The sequence below is a fragment of the Candidatus Nitrospira salsa genome, from assembly GCF_965152625.1.
The window spans coordinates 686,009-700,320 of the sequence record NZ_CBCUCO010000004.1 but is presented as its reverse complement, the minus strand read 5'-3'; the positions used below and the strand labels follow the sequence as shown (position 1 = coordinate 700,320).

Here is a 14,312-nt window from a genome sequence, read left to right as displayed (position 1 = left end):
GAAAATCCGATAATGCGCATGGCCTCAAACACACAAAAGCACCGAATTGTCACACTAATTCCAAGTGCCACCGAGATGGTTTGTGCTCTGGGGTTAGAAAACCAGCTCGTTGGACGGTCCCATGAATGTGACTTTCCGCCTTCGGTCACTCACCTTCCAATTTGTACCGAGCCAAAATTTGAGGTGAACGGAACGAGCCATGAGATTGACACACGGGTGAAAAATCTTTTGGGAAATGCTCTTTCCGTCTATCGTGTGTTCCCTGATGTATTACAAGATTTACAGCCCGATGTAATCGTCACGCAGACTCAATGCGACGTGTGCGCCGCCAATCTTCAGGATGTCGAGCTGGCCCTCGATTCGTGGCTCGGCAAGAAACCCGCCATCATATCTCTCCAAACCACCGATTTATCAGGTGTATGGAATGACCTGCAGACTGTGGCCCTGACCTTAAAGCAAGAAACCCAGGGGCAAAAGGTTTTGAATTCCCTTCAAACACGCATGCAGGCAATTACCCAACACGCTAACTCTCTGAACCATTCACCAAGGGTGGCCTGCATTGAATGGATGGATCCCCTCATGGCAGCGGGGAATTGGGTGCCTGAGCTGGTGGAAATGGCTGGGGGATCAAGTCTATTTGGCAAGGCCGGACTTCATGCGCCCTGGATCACGTGGGAAGCGCTTCTGCAGGCGGACCCGGACATCATCCTCGTCCTTCCATGTGGTTTTTCTCTCTCTCAGATTCAAGAGCATTTTCACACTCTGACGTCAAATCCGGAATGGAATCAATTACGAGCCGTGCAAATGAGGCAAGTCTACGCCACAGATGGCAATCAATACTTTAATCGTCCAGGGCCACGACTTGTCGACTCATTGGAAATACTCGCTGAAATCTTTCATCCCCAAATTTTCAACTTTCATCATCAAGGCATAGGTTGGGTCCAGATGCTGCCTAAATAAAAAAAACGTCGCTCGTCGCTCGTCTTTCGTATCTGGTGGAAGAAAAGAAGATATCGCTCGTATTTGTGAGAAGAGCCTTTGGGCTTTTCTTTGACGCTTCCCGTTCCTCCTTCCACCCCTTACGAACGACGTTTTTCCTCTTGCCGACTTGTGTTCTCTCTCCCCTATCAGTGTATGATTCTGATCAATATAGCGAAACCAAAAAAGAGCTGGCTGATTCAATCCAACTGACACTGCGCGAGAAACCACTTCATAGATACAAAAGTTTACTGGAACGGCTATAACCCGACAGCTTTATCATCGATTCATGACATTCCTCTCCAAAGAACACACGATTCTTGAAAAAGGCCCGATGGAGTTTCGGCCTTTTGGAATGAATGAAAAAGGCGAGAAAATACGGGATGTGACAGGAATTAAAGTCAGTGCCTATGTGACCCATCTGGAAGAAAGTGCAATAAAAAACAGTGGGGCCGAAGCCGGCCCTCAAGCCTCAGCCGAGCTCTGCGCTCTCCTGAACGCACGTATTCCTGATCCCACGTATCATGTCTCTCCATCGTTTCTGAAAAATATTTGGAACAGCTATTCCTACGAATTTGTCTGCTTTTTGACCGAGTTTTGCCTCCTGATTTCCAAAGATCCGCAATTTCAAATTCATGTCGGGAAAACCAAGTATATTTCACCGATTATTCAAACCCTGGGTCGTCCATTCTCTGTGTCCCAAATCTACAAAATGTTTCCACATTTCGGGCAAAAATTTGCGAGAGGTTCAATACTTTTTGAAGTGGGCACCGTGACCGAAGGAACAGCGATTCTTCGGATGAAATACAACGAGCACGTTTATCAGCAATTTGGTGCATATCGAAAACGCTGTGCCGACCAAATATGTGAAGTCTCGAAAACCGCACTCTCGGTTGTTCCTCAGCATGTTCACCAGTTGGGACATGCGACGGTCAAAGATCTCCAATGTATTGCCAATGGTGACGAGTGGTGTGAATGGGAATTTCGTTGGACCCCACCGGCGCAAGTTCCGTTTGGGTGGTCGCTCGGGGGGATCTTAGCCGGAGTTCTCGCCTTCGGGTATCTTCAGTGGCAGCATCCGACGGTCACGTTCACGGAGGCCTTAATCATTGCCCTGTTCCCACCGGTGATCGCCTGGTTCTGTACCCAACGCCATCAACAAGTGCATTCGCAGCAACGAGAAGCCTTGATTGTGGAACAACTGGAAACGGTGGAAACTCGTCACGAGGAACTCCGCGAAGCCTTTCTGGAGCAGGAACATGGCACCGTTGAACTTCGTCGGAAAGTGACGCAACTCACCACCCTTCATCGCGCCGGACTGCTCTTTAGCGCCACATTGGATCGAGAAACCTTAATTCAAAATGTTCTAAAGACAATCGTTCAAGAGCTGCATTATGACCGGGCCATGATCAGTTTTTACGATCCCATACGAAAAGTCTCCCATGATACTCGCGTCTTGGGTCTGTCTGACGACGCTGCACAGTTTGCTCGCTCCCGGGAAATCCCCATATCAGATCCGACGACGATCGAAGGACAAGTCGTTTTGAAGGGCGAGCCGGTTCTGCTTGAAAATATCCATGACCATGACGTGTGGGAACGGCTTCACAGCATGAACCAGGAGATGGCCAAAATCACCAAAGCGACATCGTTGATAGCCGTACCATTAAAAGTGAAGGATAAAGTGATGGGAACTTTGATGGTCGATCGGGTTCAGGGTTCTCTGACCCAAGATGACTTGGATGTCATGGCTACCGTCGCTACCCAAGTGGCGATTTCCCTCGATAATACAGATGCGTATCATCAAATTGAGGAATTAAATCTAGGGTTGGAACAGCGAGTGGAGGAACGAACCGCGGAACTCCAGCAGGCCTACGAGGAATTGCAAGAACTTGATCGCCTGAAATCGCAATTCCTCGCACATGTGTCTCACGAACTTCGCAGCCCGCTGACCAGCATCAAAGGGTTCGCCGAAAATATCTTAGGCGGCGTCACGGGCAGCATTACCGAAAAACAAGAACGGTGCCTTCAGCGAATCCAAGCCAATAGCAACAGGTTGGCACGAATGATTTCCGACTTGCTCGACCGCGCGCGGCTAGAAGCCGGAAAAATGGAGGTCATACTCAGCGAAGTGCCCCTGGCTTTACTAACGAAGGAGTGCATTGAAGAGCTGATGCCGCAAGCCGCAGAAAAGCAGCAATCCCTCAGACTAGAATGTCAGGACGATACACTAACGGTACATGCCGATGCAGACAAAATGAGCCAAATACTCATCAATCTGCTCGTGAATGCGATTAAATACACACCGCCTGAAGGTTTGGTGTGTGTCAAACTCATGCGACTCGATGCCATGTTTGCCAGACTGACGGTCGAAGATACCGGAGAAGGCATTCCTGCGTCAGACCTCCCGGATTTATTTCAACCGTTTTTCCGCGTCAATCGTCGACACAAAACTCACGTTAAAGGGTTAGGATTAGGCCTCTCGATTGTGAAGCAGCTCGTAGACCTTCAGAACGGGACCATCACTGTGAAAAGTGAAGTCGGAAAGGGAACAACGTTTCACGTCGATCTTCCACTCGAACCATTGACAGAAAAAAGAACCTCTTCTGACATCAAGTCCACAAAACGCATTCTCGTGGTAGACGATGATCCAGATATTTTGGAGCTTGTTGTTGATCGCTTAGAAGGCGACGGGTACCAAGTAGAACCCGCACAGACGGGAGGAGCAGCACTTGAGGCCCTCCAGAAAAGACTCTACGATGGGATTATTTTGGATATTGGCCTGTCGGATACGGACGGCGTACAGATTCTTCAGGCCATTCGACAACACTATCCACATCTTCCAGTCGTCATGGTCACAGCCTCTGAAGCCAAAGACCGTGCCCTGGCCGCCATGGAACGGGGCGCGAATGCATACCTGTTAAAACCTTTTGATGCGGCTCAATTCAAGTTTGTGACGAGTCAATGGTTTGGGAAGAAATCTCACACGGAAACTTCAATAAGATAACGCTATCCCATTCTCCCAATGGTGCTTCAACCACCTTGGACACACCACCCCAAATCCTGCCAGTTAATAAGAAATCATACAAATCCCCCTATGCATTGGGGGAATTGTCAGTTTTCTTACTCACAACAATTATGCGATATTCAGTTAACGATAGCTTAGATGAGAAATAACACCACTGAACTTTTTCTTTTTCATCTGATTTTCTACTAACTAAAATACAGTTGTTATTGGCATAATGTTTGCTGTATCTTGAATTATAGAGGTTTTTCAACAAAAATAGTCGTTTTTTCGATGTTTTTTTACCACACTGTAGAGAATTTGAGACAATGAATCACCCTGAAGAACATTCAAACGAACAAGTTGGAGACCAAGAAAGCGACGACCCTTTACCTACTCTCACACAAAAGGATTCGATCATGTCAGACGCCACGTCACATAAACCCTTCTCTCTCTCCTGCTGGTGGTCTCGCGGACCTTCCGGGCAAGTTCAGGAATGGGAATCAAGACCAACCCCCCCTCAGAATCCACCCCGAGCGCATAATGAACACCGCCCAAGCTCAGTTCGTTGGAAACGAAAAACTAGGACACAAAATACAACAAAAGCATAACCAATAGATCTCTCTGCTCTGCCCAATTTTGCCGTTGACACATCCACTTATATCTTGACGAGTGGCGTGAGAGCCGAAAACCGTTCATTTTGACATCAAACCGCACGGGACTCTAGCGCTCTACATCCCTTTATCAGTCTTCACTCATTGAGTAGACATTCCCTTCCTTCACAAGGGGTTATAGCGAATCCAAATATAAGTTCCAGCTGCAACCTAGACGACGATTGTTGTGTTATCCTGCGTAACCTCAATAGGCAACTGATGTTCAACGCAGTCTACTCCTGATGTGTCGACTTGAGATCGCCTTGGCGACGATCATTGTCTCCCTAACGCAAATCCGAAGCGGCATTCAACGTTGAACCGAGTCTTCCCTCTGAGGTGTCGATGACAGGTCGCCAAGCCCGCGCGATTACTTACTTCAAACATGCGGAAGTTATAGCCGTACCATTGAACACTCGCCTGTACGATGTGTGTGGTTGCGTTGTGTATTATAGTCAATTCGGCTGAACGCTCTGCGGTTTCGCTATAATTAAAACGGCTATAACCAAAACCTCAGTTGTTAACCTCTATAGTCAAGTCTCATCATTCTGAACCTACATATTGGTTGAAAGTTAATAGGCTTGGACACGATGAACTGAAAGGCCTTGCCCCCTTCACAGACTTTCAACATTGATCATTCAATAAGCCATTTGACATACGGCTTTTAGGCGTTCAAGTCCAGTTGAATTGCGAAAGGAAGCCTAGCCTACGATGATTACTTACCCTAGGCATAGTTGAATGGACAGACCCTGTTTCTCTACTGTGGAGTAGTTTAGAAGTAGCCTAGGAGACGGTTGGTGCAACCCTCTTGTAGGATTGAATCGGCTATAACTGGCAATGATTGGCGTTTTATCTCACGTATTGGATGTCAAACCTGTACAAGTTGGCGCTTTATCGTTTCGGTATAACTGAAACGGCTATAAGAGGAACGCCTAAGACTTACGGGCAATCTTTTCATTTGAACTTCCCTATGGAAGGGAAAGGCCTTCAAGGCATACAGGAAACTTGCCGAGACCTAGGCAAATGCTGGCTCAGGCCTACACGTTCCCTTTTTTATCCATTTCGCATAAAACAAAAAAACTACGGAAAAACAATGGCCTATAGCATCTCAAAAAAAATTAACAAGTTGGCATCTTGGTTGCTTCTTCATGATTCTTGTGATGCATCAAAACAAAAGGAACCAATTCCATGCCTACTGATATGCTTTTCCACTCGATCAAGGAGCCACATCCCCAACCCGCAGTTGAAACCCTTATCGGTCAGGGGACACGTTTTATCGAACTTCTGGATCAACTTCGCCTCGTGGCACAAGCTGATTGTCGCGTCCTACTTATTGGAGAAAAAGGCAGCGGGAAAGCCACATTAGCACGCCGCATTCATGACCAAAGTATTCGAGGACAATCTCCTTTCTACAGACTACACTGCGCAACCTTCCTCCCCAATAGTTCACAGCACCCTTTACAAATTTGGAACAAAGAGGAATGTTCGCCTTCGTTAGACCACAGGGAACGCCCTCTCGACTTAAACCGTGGCTGCACACTGTATCTTCATGAGGTTGGAGCACTGACGTCAGAAGCGCAAACTTGGCTTCTTCGCACTCTCTTAACCATAGAAATGGAATTGTTGAATCGACCAAATTATGACCGAGAAGACCAAATTCGGATTATTGCCGGAACATCGCAAGACTTGCAGGAAGAAGTGGCTAAAGGGCGATTTCGGGCGGAACTGTTCTATCGCTTGAATGTGGTTCCCCTACACATTCCGCCTCTTCGTCATCGACCTGAAGACATCGAGGCATTCGTCTTACATTTTGTCAAAATGTATGCGAAAAAATACGACAAACACATTGATCAAATAAGCGACCAAACCTATCAGGTGCTCATGGACTATGGCTGGCCTGGGAATATTACAGAAATGCAGTACCTACTAGAAAAAGCGACGATCTTATCAAAAAATGGCATCGTTCATATTGAACAGATTGCCCATGCCCCCCCAAATTTCCCCCTCCATTCCTAGAAGAGGTCTTCTTCTCATACAACAGCCTTGTGCGTTCGACTGACACAGAGTTGCGTCTTTCTAAAACCCTTTGCGATGCGAAAGGGAAGGTGATAGATAGAGCTGACTCCATGAGACGGACACGAATCCATGTCTGTTCGAAAAATTTCTGCATGAAACGTGTGAACGCTGCGTCAAGGTAGGAGATGAAAAAGGAAAGAGGAAAAGTTTTAGAGCGTCTCTCGGATTTTCAATCCACGATACCCGCTTTCAAGCACTTTTTTGAAAAACCGAAGGACATCGGCTAGGTCAAACCAAAACCCACAATTGATACAACGCGCATGAATCCGCTGAGCGAGGGTGGCATAGTGACGTTCCACCAACATGGTTCCTTGGCATTTCAGACAAGTCATAATAACAACGTATTGCAGAACAATTCCCAATGAAACTTGATATGAAGACACCACATCAGCCTACATCAAAACCGGTAGTATCCGTCAACCCTGGCCAACTCTTCATCCTTCCCCTAGAGCCCACTCGGACAACTATCGGAGTCGATTTAAGATCACGGCAACACATCCTGCAAGCAGCCCCCCACCCAAAATGGTCAATGCCGTTGACAGGAGGCCTTCAAACGTCGTTGATGACGATGACCCATAGACAAGATCTCTGACCCCTCCCTGGACAAGGAGCACCGAGAACGTTGTCAGTGATCCCATTCCAAACCACCAAAGAAATGTTCGCACGTTTTCCTTTTATGGGATAATACGAGTATGACCTAAGATGAGATAATTGCGAAGATTCAGCTTGGATACATCTAAAGGGATATCTTAGAAATCTTGTTGAATGGCCAACAGGGATACCGATGAAGAAAATGCGATCGGGGCCAATTGACTTGAGACTCACAACACTTCCCATAACCACTTCTGCGGAAAACCCTCTCGGTCTGTGTCCCAACTTTGAGCTAATTATGGCCAATCAACGACGAGGCTATCTGAGACTGTAACGAAGGACCTAGAACCTGTCAAGAAAGAGGGATGGCTTACAACGCTTAAGACTGAGGCGTTGCCGATGCCTCAAGATTGCCTCGAGACTTGAGACCATGATGGAGAAAAATGGATACACTATTTGCAGAATTATTCGCGATGGCTAAGCCTGGCTGTTCGTTTCGTCCTGCCGCCACAACTAATGAGGTCAAGGCAAACGGTCCATAGGGAGTTGGATAATGCTTAGGGGGATAGTGAAAGGTTCCATCACCTTTTCCGAATAACAACGACATACTTCCAGACTGAATATTGACCACCGCCACATCAGACATCTTATCACCATCAAAATCATAGGCTAAGCCCTGATTTGGCCCGGCATCACCTCCGGAGTCTTTGCCTTCCTGAAATGTTCCGTCTCCGTTTCCAAGAAACACGGTAATCGTATTCATCTCGCCGTTGACGACTAATAAGTCCAGGTTTCGATCACTATTGAAATCGGCGAATGAGACCCCAAGTGGGCGCTTGCCTGTGCGATAATCTGTCGGCGATTCAAAGGTGCCATCACCGTTTCCTGGCCAGATAGACACGGCATGGCTCATTGGCCCTCCATTACTCACAGCCAAATCAAGGTGATCATCCCCATTAAAGTCGGCCGTCTTCACAGAAGTGGGCGTATCGCCATATTCGTAGAGTGCTCCAAGTCGAAACTTCCCGGTCCCCATGCCCAACAGAACTTGGAGTTTATCATTCCGCAGAGCAACGACTAGGTCGGGCAACATATCCTCATTATAATCACCATACGCAATATCAACCGGTGTTCGGTGGACAGGATACTGTGCCCCACGAGTAAAGTTCCCATTCCCTTCACCAAGAAAGATCAAGACCTGATTGCTTCCTGAGCAGGCGACGGCTAAATCCACCCGTCGATCCATGTTGAAATCAACAATCGCTAAATTCCTTGGTTCCTGACACGCTTTCACCGTCCGTTGATCTTGAAAGCTTCCATCACCATTTCCCATCAAAATGGACAATGAGTTTTCTTGAATATTACTCGTAATGAGATCAGAATACCCATCGCCATTCAAATCGCCTGACTTAATAGAGGTTGGAGTTTTTCCAACAGGGTAGGTCTTGTACAAGTACACAAGGTCGGGAGGAAGATAGGTTTCTTGCTTTGGGCAACCCAGAGTCACAAGAAAAAACAGAAGCAGCAGTGAAAAGCGAATCATGAATGGACGAATGGTCCGAGCTGATAGGACAACCTACAATTCGAACACTCCCTTTGGCACGCATCAACAGAAATATTCACCAGCATAAACTCCCAATAACTCGACATTCAATCGTTCACCAGTATACGAAGTTTCCTAGGCCTTGTAAAACATCACCTTCCCGTTTAGACCTATAAAGTTGAGGGGAATATAGATACAAAGAATCCTTTCCACCATATTGTTAGACCTATGACTTGGAGACAAGCAAAGAAATGTGGTATAGAGATGATTCTAAAAATTGAGAAGGAGGGCCCTGATGTCTGATAACAAGAAGAAAAAAATTGATCTGAGTATGTACGGCGTCGCCGAAATTATGAAGTGGTGTGTTGACCGCAATAATGGGCGAATCCCAGGCGTGGATACCGAGGTTTTCAAGAAAATGAAAGAAGCATTGCTTGAACGGCCCAAGGCCGGTGATTACTACGTGCTCGACAATTTCTACAAATCACGAAAGACCTTTGAGTTTACTCATGAAGAAGTCGTGATTATTGACCGCTGTTTGTACGATATCCCCAATTTTGACGGCGCACAATTACCGCAAATCCGGTATAAGTTTTGGCCATCACAAGAAGAACTGGCGGCTTCTTCTACCTAACAACATAACAGGAGAAAGGCTTTATTGATCACTCAGAAGTCTTTCTCCTCTTTCGACCCTACCACCATTGCCATTCTTCTGTTACCAGGACGTGAATGCCGAGGACAAAGTTGGTCAGGCCATGAGCAAGAATACATGGCCAAATCCGTTGAGTCTGGTACAACAACACATTATACAGCGCTCCCGCCATCATTCCTGCCAACCAAAGATTATGCTCGAGGCCAAATAAGACCACCGTCGCAGCAAACGAGCCAATGGTAAATGTGCCCAGTGGCACAACATTAAAACGATTATCGATAATCCAGCGGATGAGAAAAGATCGCCAGAAGAGTTCTTCCATCACTGGAACGACGATCGATGCCCCGAACAACCGAACCCCCACTAAGAACATGGTCGTGCTCTGTTCATGCTCAAATGGATTATATCCCGTCAGTTCTCCCTGAATGGCCCAGGACCAATCCATTTGAATCCACAACACATACACGAGCAATCCAATACCGACAATCGAAAACCCTTCGGTCCAACTTTCAATCATTGGACTTTTCAGTTCATCAAATCTGGACCAGAAATAAATCAGCAACCCACCGACGATAAGGACTTTGACGGGGTATAACCACAGTTCGAGATCTTGAGCTTGCTCTCCTGGAGGTACGAACATTGCCAGCATGGAACCGAAGGCAATAAATCCCATGTAGACAGCAAACGGCAAAATACGAGGCCACATTTCGATCCACTCCGTTACTTATTATGAATAGTAATACGTCTCTTGAGCACACGTAGGACCGTCGCAGAACCGATTATTCACACTTCCCTCGGTCTGAATATCAGTGGACTTCACACAAACAGCACTCCACAGAAATAGCGTGATTAGCCCTGCCCTTGAAGAACATCTAATGGAGAGTAATCGTCGGTTAACGTAATACCTGGCTCCAAATGGACTGGTGGAGCCGATTGGAAGAAGCTCAATGTTTCAGGGGGTAATCGGCTCTGACTCACCAACAACGAGAGTGTCGTCTCAAATGATTCATCACGCATACGAACGACAGGCGACCCAGCAAAAAAGATCAGATTCACTGATCCAGAGCTTGTCGATAACCATGTGGGCCCCGCCACACTGTAGGTTTCAACATCAGGGAACGCGGTTCGCATTGTGGTGAGAACAGCCTGCGCACGACGAACGTCCGGCTTCGCATCAGAAGATGCGAGGTTCACAGCCACCACTCCGTCGGCAGTAAGATGCGCTCGAAGTTCGGCAAAAAATTCTTGCGTGGTGACATGAAAAGGAATGAGATGCCGCGCAAACACATCGACCCAAATAATATCGTATTGGACTGGATTCGCACCCAAGAAGGTCCGAGCATCCTGAACATACACATGATGATTGTCTGGCGGTTGATAGTCAAAAAACTTTTCAGCGGCATTGACCACGGACGGATCCATCTCAACGACATCCAGCTCCAAATCAGGCCAAGCGTGAGCCAGCCACTTTGCAAGAGAGCCCCCGCCATGCCCGAGAATCAACCCCCGTTTCGGATTGTCAACTAATGGAAGATGCCCCATCATGACCTGGCTGTACGGAAGCGCCAGTGAAGTTGGCGCGACTTTCCACATCACCGCATGAAAGGTATTGTTCAAAATGAGGAAACGAAACAAATCATTGTCTCGCACGCGCACTTGCTGGTAGGGACTATCTTCTTGATGCAACGCTGGTGGCAGAACTGAAATAGGATGAAAACTCCCCCATCCACCGAGAAATAACAAACCAAGAATCGGAATCATCCGAGAATATCGCAGCCCCCAAGCCCACCAACCCCAAATAAGCCCTATCACGACTTGGACGACTCCTAAGAGTGCCACAAGCGTCACACTCCCAAGCCACGTCAACAAATAAAACGAGGTGCCCCATGTTCCCACTAAACTTCCAATGGTTGAGACAGCAATCATACTCCCGGTATGACGCCCCAAATGACCCATATCAGCAATGGCCAGGCGCAGCAAAGCCGGAAGCACACCGCTCAGGCAAAATGCCGGAACCGCTAATAACACACTTGAGGCAAGACACGGACCCCATCGAGGATCTGCGAGCCAGCGTGCAACCGTAAAGACAACCGGCTCCCCGACCCACGCGAGTAAGAGGGTCCATGCACCGGAAGCCAAGAGAAGAAGAGCAAGGATGAGAATGGGAGGCCGGCGATCTGCCAACCACCCTCCCGCCGCGTATCCACTGCTCATCGCAGCCAGGACAACTCCAATCAGAGCGCCCCAGACGTATAGAGAACTGCCAAAAACCGGAGCTAAGAGACGGCTCCCAAGAATCTCGAGTGCCATGACAATTGCCCCAGTCGTGAAGGCTGTGCCGAAATACCATGGACGAGAAGGAAATCGTCGCGGCTCAGGTAGTGTATGCATATTCACAGGAATTATCCGACAAAAGGCCTGGATGCTAAAGCAACCATCACGAGGTGTCAATTCACAAAAAATGCTTAAACCAGCGCGTGAAGGATCTGAACCCGCTCGGGCTCATCACCAACCATCTATTGACGGAAACCTCCAATTCCGAGAAAATTGATTTTACTTCTGACTAAGAACATATCGCTTGGAGCAAGCCAAACAACACGACGGAACTTCAGCCTTAAATCGACTCATCCATAGATTCCTTCGAAAGGTTCCGCTAGTATCGTAGAATGTCTGATCCCCAGACAACCTCTCACACACCATCCCGTCAGGTTGAAACCCACTCCGTAACAAGTGCCGCAGGATTAATTGGCGCAGCAACCTTGAGTAGCCGCATCCTGGGCTTTATACGAGACGTGGTGATCGCGCAATTATTTGGAGCCAGTGCAGCAGCTGACGCCTTCTATGTCGCCTATCGTATCCCTAATTTACTCAGAGAACTCTTTGCAGAAGGATCAATGTCTTCTGCCTTCATACCCGTTTTTACGGAATATCATACGCTGCGCTCGAAAGAAGAAGCCTGGGAATTGGCAAGTGCAGCATTTACGACTCTCCTGACCATTGTTACTCTCGTCACAGTGCTCGGCATATTCGCAGCCCCCGGCATTGTGTGGTTCCTCGCTCCCGGCTTTCATGGTGAAGCCACTCAACTGGCCACCACGACCTTGCTCACTCAAGTCATGTTCCCCTATCTGCTGTTTGTCAGTTTAGCCGCACTCGCGATGGGAATTTTGAACGCACTCCGTGCCTTCGCAGTTCCCGCCCTTGCCCCTGTATTTTTTAATATCGTCGTGATTACGTTTGCCTTGTTTGTCACCCCGTTTTTTGAACAACCGATTATCGGGGTGGGCATTGGCATCGTCATCGGAGGCCTCGCACAATTCGTGATGCAATTGCCAGCCATGTACCGTCGTGGATTCCTCTTGACTTGGAACTTCCAGCCAGGACACCCCGGGGTCAAACACATGGGACGCCTCATTCTCCCAACCCTGCTTGGCCTCTCAGTCACACAAGTCAATTTAACGGTGAGTACGATTCTCGCTTCCTATTTCGAAGGAGGCCCGACCTATCTGTTTTATGGCATGCGTCTCATTCAATTTCCGCTTGGTATCTTTGGCGTCGCGTTAGCCACCGCCATTCTTCCAACCCTGTCGACACAGGCTGCCAGCGGAGCGCTGGATGATCTTCGAGATACCGTAAACTATGGATTACGGTCAATTCTCTTTATCATTTTACCCGCTATGTTCGGACTCATGTTATTAGGAGAACCGATTATCCATATCTTTTTTGAACATGGGGCCTTCACCGCTGTCGATACATCTCGAACAGCCTCTGCCTTATTCGCGTTCTCCATCGGCCTGTGGGCATTTGCCGGATATCGAATCCTTGCCACAGCATTTTACGCACTCCAGGATACGAAAACCCCGGCCATCGCGGCTGTCGTCGGGATGTGTGCGAATGTCACGCTTGCCCTGATTCTTATGCAATCGCTTGACTATGTAGGACTCGCATTGGCTACAGCCTGCGCCTCAATGCTAAATGCCGGCATCCTTCTCATCATCCTCAATCGTCGTCTTGGAGGACTCCACTGGACTCGCCTCGCCAAATCAGTCGGTCGAACAGCCATCGCATTGATCCCTCTGATCTTCGGCTGCCTATGGATCGCCCAATTAGAAGTCTGGGAACAGGCCAAAATGTTTCTCCTAAAAATCAGTATGCTCGCAGGTGGAATCGGGCTCAGCATGGTAGGATACTTTGGGACACATCTGCTCCTGAAGTCAGAAGAGTTATCGGGCATTTGGCACGTCATGAAAAAAAAGCTTCGAATAGGGTGATAGGAAAAAACACGAGATCCACTATTATGAAAGCCATTCTCCAACGGGTACGACGAGCCAGCGTAGAAGCTCACAATCACATTGTTGGTCGCATTGACCGGGGATTGGTCATTCTTCTTGGGGTGGCTCGAGGTGACACGCCCGACCATGTCCATGCACTTTCAGCAAAAGTCGCAGTCCTTCGAATGTTCTCCGACGAAGCAGGAAAGATGAATCAGTCAATCCAGGATATCAATGGCTCAGCCTTAGTTATCTCTCAGTTTACACTTCTGGCCAATACCAATCGGGGACGGCGCCCAAGCTTCGAAGAAGCCGCGCCTCCAGATGAAGCCCAAACGTTGTATGAGTTGTTCATTGAAAGTCTTCGTTCTCACACACTGCATGTCGAGAACGGCCTCTTTGGGGCCATGATGATTGTATCACTTGAAAATGAAGGTCCCGTCACCATCACACTTGATACACAGAAGGATGAAGGAGTAAAAAGATATTAAGAGTGCTTTAGCCTCTACCGAAAGGGTTCTACAGAAGGAATCGATTTTGGCAAAGCGAT

The 14,312-nt window shown here is 47.9% G+C and carries 11 protein-coding genes; 6 read left to right on the top strand and 5 right to left on the bottom strand.

Going from position 1 to position 14,312, the window contains the following annotated elements; genetic code table 11:
• Nucleotides 1-18: 18 nt before the first annotated feature.
• From ACWQXP_RS17325 to ACWQXP_RS17315, 3 genes are all read left to right on the top strand, one after another.
• Nucleotides 19-960, top strand: coding sequence for a cobalamin-binding protein (locus ACWQXP_RS17325; protein WP_454064113.1), 942 nt, complete (start codon nt 19-21; stop codon nt 958-960).
• A 307-nt stretch (nt 961-1,267) separates the two neighbouring features.
• On the top strand, nt 1,268-3,982 hold the full coding sequence (locus ACWQXP_RS17320) for an ATP-binding protein (protein ID WP_454064112.1): 2,715 nt from the start codon (nt 1,268-1,270) through the stop codon (nt 3,980-3,982).
• Between the two features lie 1,835 nt (nt 3,983-5,817).
• Nucleotides 5,818-6,645, top strand: a complete 828-nt coding sequence (locus ACWQXP_RS17315) for a sigma-54-dependent transcriptional regulator (protein ID WP_454064111.1) — start codon at nt 5,818-5,820, stop codon at nt 6,643-6,645.
• Nucleotides 6,646-6,854: 209 nt separating this feature from the next.
• Here ACWQXP_RS17315 and ACWQXP_RS17310 read toward each other — a convergent pair whose 3' ends face one another.
• The 3 genes from ACWQXP_RS17310 to ACWQXP_RS17300 all read right to left on the bottom strand — a co-directional run bounded on the left by ACWQXP_RS17310 (nt 6,855) and on the right by ACWQXP_RS17300 (nt 8,839).
• Nucleotides 6,855-7,004 (bottom strand): hypothetical protein, encoded by a 150-nt coding sequence (locus ACWQXP_RS17310; protein WP_454064110.1) that lies wholly within the window; start codon nt 7,002-7,004, stop codon nt 6,855-6,857.
• A gap of 165 nt (nt 7,005-7,169) precedes the next feature.
• The gene (locus ACWQXP_RS17305; RefSeq protein ID WP_454064109.1) at nt 7,170-7,370 is read right to left on the bottom strand and encodes a hypothetical protein; all 201 of its coding nucleotides are present in this window, start codon (nt 7,368-7,370) and stop codon (nt 7,170-7,172) included.
• A gap of 305 nt (nt 7,371-7,675) precedes the next feature.
• Complete coding sequence (locus ACWQXP_RS17300; RefSeq protein ID WP_454064108.1) at nt 7,676-8,839, bottom strand: FG-GAP repeat domain-containing protein; 1,164 nt, start codon at nt 8,837-8,839, stop codon at nt 7,676-7,678.
• Nucleotides 8,840-9,134: 295 nt separating this feature from the next.
• Between ACWQXP_RS17300 and ACWQXP_RS17295 the strand changes: the two genes are divergently transcribed.
• Complete coding sequence (locus tag ACWQXP_RS17295) at nt 9,135-9,473, top strand: hypothetical protein (protein WP_454064107.1); 339 nt, start codon at nt 9,135-9,137, stop codon at nt 9,471-9,473.
• 58 nt (nt 9,474-9,531) lie between these two features.
• Here ACWQXP_RS17295 and ACWQXP_RS17290 read toward each other — a convergent pair whose 3' ends face one another.
• Nucleotides 9,532-10,197: a CAAX prenyl protease-related protein gene (locus ACWQXP_RS17290; RefSeq protein ID WP_454064106.1), complete on the bottom strand. Its 666-nt coding sequence runs from the start codon at nt 10,195-10,197 to the stop codon at nt 9,532-9,534.
• 143 nt (nt 10,198-10,340) lie between these two features.
• On the bottom strand, nt 10,341-11,882 hold the full coding sequence (locus ACWQXP_RS17285; RefSeq protein WP_454064727.1) for a fused MFS/spermidine synthase: 1,542 nt from the start codon (nt 11,880-11,882) through the stop codon (nt 10,341-10,343).
• A 275-nt stretch (nt 11,883-12,157) separates the two neighbouring features.
• On the opposite strand from ACWQXP_RS17285, the gene murJ reads away from it, so the two are divergent.
• Both murJ and dtd read left to right on the top strand, forming a co-directional pair.
• The gene (murJ, locus tag ACWQXP_RS17280; RefSeq protein ID WP_454064105.1) at nt 12,158-13,762 is read left to right on the top strand and encodes a murein biosynthesis integral membrane protein MurJ; all 1,605 of its coding nucleotides are present in this window, start codon (nt 12,158-12,160) and stop codon (nt 13,760-13,762) included.
• A gap of 26 nt (nt 13,763-13,788) precedes the next feature.
• The gene (gene dtd, locus ACWQXP_RS17275; protein WP_454064104.1) at nt 13,789-14,253 is read left to right on the top strand and encodes a D-aminoacyl-tRNA deacylase; all 465 of its coding nucleotides are present in this window, start codon (nt 13,789-13,791) and stop codon (nt 14,251-14,253) included.
• Nucleotides 14,254-14,312 lie beyond the last annotated feature (59 nt).